Genomic DNA, 9802 nt, shown 5'->3' on the forward strand with positions numbered 1-9802 from the left:
CGGAACCGCCGCCGGTCGCCGGCGCCGGCCCGGCCGTTCGGCCCGCGCCGCCCGTCCGCCCGGTGGTGCGGGTCGGCGGCGTCGGCGAGCAGCACGGTGGGGTCGGGTGAGAAGCCGGGGCCGTGGCTGCGTCCGGCGACCACGGGGTGGGCGGCCCTGGCCGCCTTGGCCCGGTACTGGGCGGCGTCGGCCGTTCGGCCCGCGCCGCCCGTCCGCCCGGTGGTGCGGGTCGGCGGCGTCGGCGAGCAGCACGGTGGGGTCGGGTGAGAAGCCGGGGCCGTGGCTGCGTCCGGCGACCACGGGGTGGGCGGCCCTGGCCGCCTTGGCCCGGTACTGGGCGGCGTCGGCGAGCCGGAACAGCCGGTCGGGGGTGGTGACCGGCCCGATCGAGTCCCCGGTGGAGGCGACCCCGCAGGCCACGCCCTCGCCCTCGGACAGCGCGAGCGCCCTGGCGCACAGCTCCTCGGCGACGGAGACCACCTCGTCGGCCTTCTGCCCCTCCACCAGCAGGCAGAACTCGTCGCCGCCGAGCCGGGCGGCGAGGCTGCCGGGGAGCTTGGCGGCGGCCAGCGAGAGCTGGTGGGCGAACCGCTCCAGCAGCCGGTCGCCCATCTCGTGGCCGAGCTGGTCGTTGACCCGCTTCAGCCCGTTGACGTCGCAGACCACCAGCGAGACCACGGTGCCGTCGCGGTTGTGCGCCGCCAGCGCGCTCTCCAGCCGGGCGTCGACCGCGCGCCGGTTGGCGAGGCCGGTGAGCGGGTCGGAGAAGGCGAGCCTGCGCAGGTCGGCGAGGCGCTCGGTCTGCGCCAGCCCGGCCGAGACCTGGGCGGCGAGCAGCGTCGCGTAGTCGGCGTCGGCCTCGGTGAACTCGGGCATCCCGGCCGACCTGGCCAGGTACAGCTCGCCCCAGGCCTGGCCGTGCAGCACGACCGGCGCGACCACGCAGCAGGCGCGCCCGCGCCGGCGCAGGGCCGCGGCGCGTTCCTGGCAGTACGCGCCGGCGGTCGGGTGTGCGTGCCCGGCGTGCGGCTCGCTGTTCTCGGCGCTCTGCAGCCAGGCGCGCGGCAGCCGCCCGGTGGTCCAGCGCTCCTCCAGGTACGTGACGATCTCGGGGAAGTCGGCGACCGGGTACGACTCGTCCTCGGGCAGTTCCTCCTCGCCGGGGGCGAGGTCGCCGTGGTTGACCAGGACCCGCAGCCGGCCGGACTCGCGGTCCCAGACCGAGACGGCGGCCATGGTGGCGCCGAGCGCCTCGGTGGCCCGGGTGGCGGCGGCCCGGACGGCCTCCAGCGGGGTGAGCGCGGCGGCCATGTCCTGGGCCAGTTCGACCACGGACTGGAGCCTCAGGTCGGGCAGCGGGTCGGGCTGCCGCGGGCTGCCGCAGACGCAGCCGCGGTCCGTCATGATCGCCTCACTGCTCACCGGCTCGCCTCGCTCCCTGTGCCCGGTCCTGCCAGACCCCCGTCGACCGGCCGCACCCGACCGGCCGCTTGCACCAAGACTATGGCGGTTTCATTCGGTTATGCCCCGTTTGCCCGGGCGGACCCGCCACCAGAACGTACGGGTTTCAACCGTTCGGCACCCGGAAGGCCCTGCTCGCCACGGGAAACGCCGTGCTGCCCACGAAGGAGGACGACCCGGGAAACGACGCACCGGAAAGCCCGTCGGCGCGCGGCTCTCCGCACGCGCCTGCCCCGCGCGCCGGGCGCTATTCGGCCTTCGGCCGCCGGGTGAGCAGCCACGGCTCGACCAGCCCGAGCCCGCGCACCGGCCGCCGCCACATCGGCTGCAGGTGGAACCTGGCCCCGGCGTCCGGGCCCGGTATCGGCAGCCCGGAGGCGGGCATCCCGGCCGCGGCCGACAGCGCCTCGGCCAGCCCCGGCCCCTCGGAGTCGGCCGGGGCGACGCTGCCGTTCTGCTCCAGCGCGGCGGCGAACTCGCCGTCGATCAGCACCGCGTCCTTGGGCGCGATCGAGGTGAGCCGGCTGGCCAGGTTGACGGTGGTGCCGAAGACGTCGCCCATCCGCGAGGTGACCGTGCCGAAGGCCATGCCGACCCGCAGCGGCGGGATGGTGTCGTCCCCGGCCAGCGCCTCGATCAGGCTCAGCGCGATCTCGGCGGCGGTCGCCGGGTCCTCGGAGACGTAGAGGATCTCGTCGCCGAGCGTCTTGATCACCCGGCCGCCCTGGCCGGCGATCAGGTCCGAGCAGGTGTTCTCGAAGGTCTCGACCAGCTCGCCGAGCTCCTCCTCCTCCAGCCGCCGGGACAGCCGGGTGAAGCCGACCAGGTCGGCGAAGCCGACGGCGAGCCGCCCGCTGGTGATCTCGTTGTCCTCGGCGGCCTGCACCACCCGGCCGGTGACGGCCGCCAGCTGGCGGCGCCAGACGTACACCAGGAACTGCTCCAGCTCCGGCAGCAGCAGCTCGACCAGCGGGTACGCGACGTCGGCGCGGGTCAGCCCCGGCTCGGCGGACTGGGTGAGGTTCTCCAGGAAGGTGTCCATCTGCCAGCCGGCCAGCCGGGCCGTGGTCTGGCCGGTGGAACGGGCCACCTGGATCGCCATCGACTCGCTGAGCAGCCCGGACTCGACCAGCCCGGCCAGCCGCCGCAGCGCGATCACGTCACCGTCGGTGAGCGCCCTGGACTGGCCGATGTCGGGGAAGCCCATGGCCCGCCAGAACCGGGTGGCCAGCTCCATCGGGACGTCGGCGGCGCGCGCGGCCTGGTACGGGGTGTAGCGGCGTGGCGCGTCCAGGATCAGGCGTTCCAGTTCGAGCGCGACCGTGGGGTCGTCGTCGCTCGCCGTCGCGCCGCTGCTGCCGTCCTCTGCCACCGGTCCGTCCCCGTGCGATCCGCCGCACTCGTCTCGTGTCCTACCTGTCCGGGCACGCCGTCCGCCACCCGGGCGGGCAGTGGCGCGCCTCACACCGCTGCCAGGTGGAATGTTCGCACGGAATCGCCGGATCCGGGGCATCAGCCCGGGTCAAGGGGAGGCAAGGAGAGGCGCGGACGGCCGTTTCAGCGGGGCTCGGGGCGCACGTGGACGACGTCCCCGGCGCCGACCGCCCGGCGTGCGCCGTCGGGCGTGCGGACCACCAGCCGTCCGTCGCCGTCCACCGCGACCGCCTCGCCGACCAGCTCCCGGTCGCCCGGCAGGTGCACCTTCACCTGGCGGCCGAGCGTGGTGCAGCGGTCCGCGTAGGCGCGCAGCAGATCGCTGGCGTGCGGGTCGCCGGCGGCGGCCGTCCACTCCCGGTACAGCCCGGCGAACTCCCGCAGCAGGGCGCGCAGCAGGGTGCCCCGGTCGGTGGTCGAGGCACCGGCCAGCGCGAGCGAGGCGGCGGTGGGGACGGGCAGCTCCCGCGCGCGCAGCGAGACGTTGAGGCCCATGCCGACCACCACGGCGCCGCCGGCCAGCTCGGTGAGGATGCCGCCGAGCTTGCGCTCCGCGCCGTCGATCTCGGTCTGGAGGTCGTTGGGCCACTTCAGCCCGACCTCGACCCCGGCGACCCGGTCGAGCGTGCTCGCCGCGGCCACCCCGACCAGGATCGGCAGCCAGCCGTACCGCTCGACCGGCACCTCCTCGGGGCGCAGCAGCACGGACAGGAACAGCCCGGAGCGGGCCGGAGCGGTCCACCGCCGGTCCAGCCGGCCGCGCGCGGCGCTCTGCGCCTCGGCCACCAGCACCGCGCCCTGGGCGGCGCCGGCCCTGGCGCGGGCGGCGAGGTCGCTGTTGGTGGAGCCGGTCTCGGCCACGACGTCCAGGGAGGTCCACAGACCGCCGGGGACGAGCAGGTCGTGACGCAACGCATCCTCGTCCAGCGGCGGACGGTCCAGGTCGGTCCAGGGCGAGGGTCCGGCGTGGCCGAAACCGCGCAGTCCGCTGCGGCGAGGGGTGTCGGGTGCGGTCATGGGGAAACCCTAGGGCCTGGAGGACGGCCCGGGACGGCAGGACGCAGGCCGACCCATCGTCCCGCAGAACGCCCGCCGGCAAAACTGTGTCGATGACCATAACGCCAGGACATGACGCATCGCCCGCCGCGCTGGCTACGCTACCCAGCGGTAGTTCGTAGCGCCGCCCTGCCCTCAGGCGCGGGCCCGCCACCCGGCCCGCGCACACCCGAACAGGTCGCGGCCATGGAGCAGGGAGAGCCACCGGATGACCGAGGCGCCGTACGACCCCCACACCACCGCGGGCAAGCTCGCCGACCTGCGGCGCAGGCTCGACGAGGCGGTGCACTCCGGCTCCGCGAAGGCCGTGGAGAAGCAGCACGCCAAGGGCAAGCTGACCGCCCGCGAGCGGGTCGTGGAACTGCTGGACGAGAACTCCTTCGTGGAGTTCGACGAGTTCGCCCGGCACCGCTCGACCAACTTCGGCCAGGAGCGGAACCGGCCCTACGGCGACGGCGTGGTGACCGGCTACGGCACCGTGGACGGCCGCCAGGTCGCCGTGTTCGCCCAGGACTTCACCGTCTTCGGCGGCTCACTCGGCGAGGTCTTCGGCGAGAAGATCGTCAAGGTGATGGACTTCGCGCTGAAGACCGGCTGTCCGGTCATCGGCATCAACGACTCCGGCGGCGCCCGGATCCAGGAGGGCGTGGTCTCGCTCGGCCTGTACGGCGAGATCTTCCGCCGCAACGTGCACGCCTCGGGCGTCATCCCGCAGATCTCGCTGATCATGGGCCCCTGCGCCGGCGGCGCGGTGTACTCCCCCGCGATCACCGACTTCGTGGTGATGGCCGACCGGACCTCCCACATGTTCATCACGGGCCCGGACGTGATCAAGACCGTCACCGGCGAGGACGTCGGGATGGAGGAGCTGGGCGGCGCGCGCACCCACAACGCCAAGTCGGGCAACGCCCACTACCTGGCCGCGGACGAGAAGGAGGCGATCGAGTACGTCAAGAGCCTGCTCTCGTACCTGCCCTCCAACAACCTGAGCGACCCGCCGTCCTACGCCGACCGGTCCTTCGACCCCACGTTCGCCGACGTCACGGAGGAGGACCTCGAACTCGACACCATCGTGCCGGACTCGGCGAACCAGCCGTACGACATGCGCAAGGTGATCGAGCACATCGTCGACGACGGCGAGTTCCTGGAGACCCAGCCGCTGTACGCGGGCAACATCATCACCGGCTTCGGCCGGGTCGAGGGCCAGTCCGTCGGCATCGTCGGCAGCCAGCCGATGGACCTGGCCGGCTGCCTGGACATCGCCGCCAGCGAGAAGGCCGCCCGCTTCATCCGCACCTGCGACTCCTTCAACGTCCCGGTGCTGACCTTCGTCGACGTGCCCGGCTTCCTGCCCGGCACCGAGCAGGAGTGGGACGGCATCATCCGGCGCGGCGCCAAGCTGATCTACGCCTACGCCGAGGCCACCGTCCCGCTGATCACCGTGATCACCCGCAAGGCCTTCGGCGGCGCGTACGACGTCATGGGCTCCAAGCACCTGGGCGCCGACCTCAACCTGGCCTGGCCGACCGCACAGATCGCCGTGATGGGCGCGCAGGGCGCGGTCAACATCCTGCACCGCCGCGAGATCGCCGAGGCCGAGGCGGCCGGCACCGCCGAGGAGAAGCGGGCCGAGCTGATCGCCTCCTACGAGGACACCCTGCTGAACCCGTACCTGGCGGCCGAACGCGGCTACGTGGACGCGGTGATCGCTCCGAGCGAGACCCGTCGGCACATCGTCCGCGGCCTGCGGGCGCTGCGCGGCAAGCGCGAGGTGCTGCCGCCGAAGAAGCACGGCAACATCCCCCTGTAGGCCCCGTCCCTGTCGGGAGAGAACCAGCCATGTCCCCGATCCACGTGCTGCACGGGCAGCCGACCCCCGAGGAGCTGGCCACCGTCCTGGCGGTGGTCCAGGCCCGGGCCGCCGCCGCGCAGGCCGCCGCCGAGACGGCGCGCCTGGCCGGTGCCGGCCCGGCCTCCCCCTGGAACGACCGCGTCCGGCTGCTCCGCCCCGCCGTCCGTCCGGGCGTCAACGCCTGGCGGACCTCGGGCTGGGCGCACTGACGCCCTCGTGCGGGGTGGCGGGCCGGCTCCGTCGGCCCGCCACCCCGCACGGCCCGCTCCGCCCGCTTTGCCCGGAACATGAGTACGGATACTCAGGCGCCGGGACCCCCGCGGGAGCACTCTGGACGGGTGCTCTGGTCAGATCCCCGCGACGAGCCCTCGCCCGAGGCCCGTCGGATGCAGGAGCGGATGCAACGGGCCGGAAAGGTCCTCGCCGCCCTGGTGCTGGTGGGTGCCGTACTGATGATGATCTCCCGCTCGTTCACCTGAACGGCGGACACCGGCACCCCCTACCCTGGTGGGCATGACCGACCAGCGCCCCCTCGTCCTCGCCTCCGCCTCCCCCGCCCGCCTCGGGCTGCTCCGCCAGGCGGGGCTCGACCCGCGCGTGGTGGTCAGCGGCGTCGACGAGGACGCGATCACCGCCGCCACCCCCGCCGAGCTCGCGCTCGTCCTGGCCGAGGCCAAGGCGAAGGCCGTCGCCGCCGGACTCACCGGCGGCGAGCTGGTGATCGGCTGCGACTCCGTCCTGGAGCTGGACGGACAGGCCCTCGGCAAGCCCGCCGACGCCACCGAGGCGCTGGCCCGCTGGCAGTCGATGCGCGGGCGCGCCGGCGTGCTGCGCACCGGCCACTGCGTGATCGACACCGCGACCGGCCGGCAGTCCTCCGCCACCGCCTCCACCACCGTCCGCTTCGGCACCCCGGACGACGCGGAGATCGCCGCCTACGTGGCCTCCGGTGAACCGCTGTACGTGGCCGGGGCGTTCACCCTCGACGGCCGCTCGGCGCCGTTCATCGACGGCATCGACGGCGACCCGGGCAACGTGATCGGCCTGTCCCTGCCGCTGCTGCGCCGGCTGCTCGCCGACCTGGATCTGCGCATCACGGATCTGTGGACCGACTGACCTGCCGCACGCCGGCCCCGCACCCCTAAGCTGACGGGCGTTCGGACGGGGAGGGCAGATGACCGACAGCGTGCTCAACGTGGTGCTCGGCCTGGTCGCCAGCGCCATCAGCGCCGGTCTCGGCTGGCTGGCCCAGGTGCTGCGGCGGCGGCGCAGGGTCGAGCGGGTGCGGGAGTTCTTCGGGCTGCCGGGCGGCAGCGAGTGCCTGGTCGTGGTGCCGCGCAGCATCGGGACGGGCTCGCACGCGCACACCGTGACCCGGCGCGACGCCTACGCGCTGATGTGGCTGGCCGGCCTGGTCGAGGAGTGCGGGGCGCGGCCCGAACTGGTCGCCCACGACGCCGCGCACCGCGGCCTGGGCGCCAAGACCGAGCTGTGCCTGGGCGGTCCGGTCAGCAACGAGCGGACGGCCGCGCACCTGGCCTGGGGCCTGCCGGGCGCGCTCGTCACCTCGGGCCCGGGCCCGGGCAGCAACGTGATCGTGGTGGGCGGGCGCGACTTCACCGCCGACCGCGACCAGGCGCACACCCTGCTGGCCCGGATCGCCACCCCGGACGGCGGCCGCCCGGTGTTCCTGGTCTCCGGCCAGACCGGCATCGCCAACCAGGCGGGAGTGCGCTACCTGGTCGCGCACCACCGCGAACTCGCCCGGACGTACGGACGCAACGGCACCTTCGCGCTCGTCCTGCGGGTGGTCAACCCGGAGGCGTACGGGCCCGACATGGTCGAGCCGGTGGCGGACGTGACGGCCGAGGCGCTGCAACGGCCCGGCGCCCACTCCGGCGCCGCTTGAGCGGCCAGGACGAGCGTGTGGCCCCGGCCACTCGGCGGGCCCGTCCACCGGGCCGCACGGGGTATCACCGAGCGTGTGGGATAGTTCACAACCCGGGGCTACTCGCCGGTACTGCCCTGGAATCCATAAACTCGACGAGGTTCAAGAAGGGAGCCACAGTGCGCAAGGTGCTCATCGCCAACCGCGGGGAAATCGCTGTCCGCGTCGCTCGGGCCTGCTCGGACGCCGGTATCGCCAGCGTCGCCGTCTACGCCGAGCCGGACCGGGATGCGCTGCACGTCCGCGCGGCCGACGAGGCTTACGCGCTGGGCGGTGACACTCCCGCTACCAGCTACCTGGACATCGCCAAGGTCCTCAAGGCCGCCGCCGACTCCGGCGCCGACGCCGTCCACCCCGGCTACGGCTTCCTGTCGGAGAACGCCGACTTCGCCCAGGCCGTCCTCGACGCCGGACTCACCTGGATCGGCCCGCCCCCCCAGGCCATCCGCGACCTCGGCGACAAGGTCACCGCCCGCCACGTCGCCCAACGCGCCGGCGCCCCCCTCGTCGCCGGCACCCCCGACCCCGTCGCCGGCGCCGACGAAGTCGTCACGTTCGCCCGCGAACACGGCCTCCCCGTCGCCATCAAGGCCGCCTTCGGCGGCGGCGGCCGCGGCCTCAAGGTCGCCCGCACCCTCGAAGAGATCCCCGAACTCTTCGAGTCCGCCGTCCGCGAAGCCGTCGCCGCCTTCGGCCGCGGCGAATGCTTCGTCGAGCGCTACCTCGACAACCCGCGCCACGTCGAGACCCAGTGCCTCGCCGACAAACACGGCAACGTCGTCGTCGTCTCCACCCGCGACTGCTCACTCCAGCGCCGCCACCAGAAACTCGTCGAAGAGGCCCCCGCACCCTTCCTCACCCCCGAACAGAACGCCGAGCTCTACCGCGCCTCCAAGGCCATCCTCAAGGAAGCCGGCTACCAGGGCGCGGGCACCTGCGAATTCCTCGTCGCCCTCGACGGCACCATCTCCTTCCTCGAGGTCAACACCCGCCTCCAGGTCGAACACCCCGTCACCGAAGAAGTCACCGGCCTCGACCTCGTCCGCGAGATGTTCCGCATCGCCGACGGCGAGGAACTCGGCTACGACGACCCCGAAGTCCGCGGCCACTCCTTCGAGTTCCGCATCAACGGCGAAGACCCCGGCCGCGGCTTCCTCCCCGCCCCCGGCACCGTCACCCTCTTCGCCCCGCCCACCGGCCCCGGCGTCCGCCTCGACTCCGGCGTCGAGACCGGCTCCGTCATCGGCCCCGCCTGGGACTCCCTCCTCGCCAAGCTGGTCGTCACCGGCCGCGACCGCAAGCAGGCCCTGGAACGCGCCCGCCGCGCCCTCAACGAGTTCAAGGTCGAGGGCATGGCCACCGCCATCCCCTTCCACCAGGCCGTCGTCACCGACCCCGCCTTCGCACCCGAGGTACACGGCAGCGACGAACCGTTCACCGTCTTCACCCGCTGGATCGAGACGGAGTTCGCCAACACCATCCCGCCGTTCGCCGGCGCGGCCGGTGACGGCGAGGAGGCCGAGACCCGGGAGACCGTGGTGGTCGAGGTCGGCGGCAAGCGGATCGAGGTCTCGCTGCCGTCCTCGCTGGGCGTTGCGGCGGCCCCGGCGGCCGGTGCGACGGGTGCCGCCAAGGCCAAGCGCCGGGTGGGCACCAAGAAGGCCGGCTCGGCCCTCAGCGGTGACACCCTGGCCTCGCCGATGCAGGGCACCATCGTCAAGGTCGCCGTGGAGGAGGGCCAGGTCGTCGCCGAGGGCGAGCTGATCGTGGTCCTGGAGGCGATGAAGATGGAGCAGCCGCTGAACGCGCACAAGGCGGGCACCGTCGTCGGCCTCAAGGCCGAGGTCGGCGCGAGCGTCAGCAGCGGCGCCGTGATCTGCGAGATCAAGGACTGACCGAGGTCCCTGGTTCCACCGACCGGTCCGTACGCCCTCGGGGGCGTGCGGACCGGTCGCGTCTCCGGGCCCCGTACGGGCTCAGCGCCCGCGCGGCAGGCCCATCTCGGCCAGCCTGGCCGGCATGCCGCCCGGGCCGGCCGGCCCGCCGTGCGC

The 9802-nt window shown here is 73.8% G+C and carries 8 protein-coding genes and 1 pseudogene; 6 read left to right on the plus strand and 3 right to left on the minus strand.

The window, feature by feature from the left end; all coding sequences use genetic code 11:
• Nucleotides 1-177 precede the first annotated feature (177 nt).
• The 3 genes and pseudogenes from BU198_RS41200 to BU198_RS41210 form a co-directional block, all read right to left on the minus strand.
• Nucleotides 178-1404: pseudogene (locus BU198_RS41200) on the minus strand (diguanylate cyclase domain-containing protein); the annotation flags it as partial.
• Nucleotides 1405-1708: 304 nt separating this feature from the next.
• The gene (locus BU198_RS41205) at nucleotides 1709-2833 is read right to left on the minus strand and encodes an adenylate/guanylate cyclase domain-containing protein (protein ID WP_317620270.1); all 1125 of its coding nucleotides are present in this window, start codon (nucleotides 2831-2833) and stop codon (nucleotides 1709-1711) included.
• Nucleotides 2834-3018: 185 nt separating this feature from the next.
• Nucleotides 3019-3912 (minus strand): biotin--[acetyl-CoA-carboxylase] ligase, encoded by an 894-nt coding sequence (locus tag BU198_RS41210; protein WP_188298750.1) that lies wholly within the window; start codon nucleotides 3910-3912, stop codon nucleotides 3019-3021.
• 247 nt (nucleotides 3913-4159) lie between these two features.
• Between BU198_RS41210 and BU198_RS41215 the strand changes: the two genes are divergently transcribed.
• The 6 genes from BU198_RS41215 (at nucleotide 4160) to BU198_RS41240 (ending at nucleotide 9646) form a co-directional block, all read left to right on the plus strand.
• On the plus strand, nucleotides 4160-5761 hold the full coding sequence (locus tag BU198_RS41215; protein ID WP_188298749.1) for an acyl-CoA carboxylase subunit beta: 1602 nt from the start codon (nucleotides 4160-4162) through the stop codon (nucleotides 5759-5761).
• 29 nt (nucleotides 5762-5790) lie between these two features.
• Nucleotides 5791-6012, plus strand: coding sequence for an acyl-CoA carboxylase subunit epsilon (locus BU198_RS41220; protein ID WP_188298748.1), 222 nt, complete (start codon nucleotides 5791-5793; stop codon nucleotides 6010-6012).
• 129 nt (nucleotides 6013-6141) lie between these two features.
• Nucleotides 6142-6282 carry a morphogenic membrane protein MmpB gene (gene mmpB / locus BU198_RS41225; protein WP_188298747.1) on the plus strand — a complete coding sequence of 47 codons (141 nt, stop codon included), beginning with the start codon at nucleotides 6142-6144 and terminating at the stop codon, nucleotides 6280-6282.
• Nucleotides 6283-6316: 34 nt separating this feature from the next.
• Entirely contained in the window at nucleotides 6317-6919 is a 603-nt protein-coding gene (locus tag BU198_RS41230; protein WP_188298746.1) for a nucleoside triphosphate pyrophosphatase, read from the plus strand.
• 58 nt (nucleotides 6920-6977) lie between these two features.
• Nucleotides 6978-7712 (plus strand): hypothetical protein, encoded by a 735-nt coding sequence (locus BU198_RS41235; RefSeq protein ID WP_188298745.1) that lies wholly within the window; start codon nucleotides 6978-6980, stop codon nucleotides 7710-7712.
• Between the two features lie 158 nt (nucleotides 7713-7870).
• Nucleotides 7871-9646, plus strand: coding sequence for an acetyl/propionyl/methylcrotonyl-CoA carboxylase subunit alpha (locus BU198_RS41240; protein WP_188301828.1), 1776 nt, complete (start codon nucleotides 7871-7873; stop codon nucleotides 9644-9646).
• The last annotated feature ends 156 nt before the right edge of the window (nucleotides 9647-9802 follow it).

This window comes from Streptomyces sp. CBMA156, assembly GCF_014596515.1.
In the GTDB taxonomy this organism is placed as follows: domain Bacteria; phylum Actinomycetota; class Actinomycetes; order Streptomycetales; family Streptomycetaceae; genus Kitasatospora.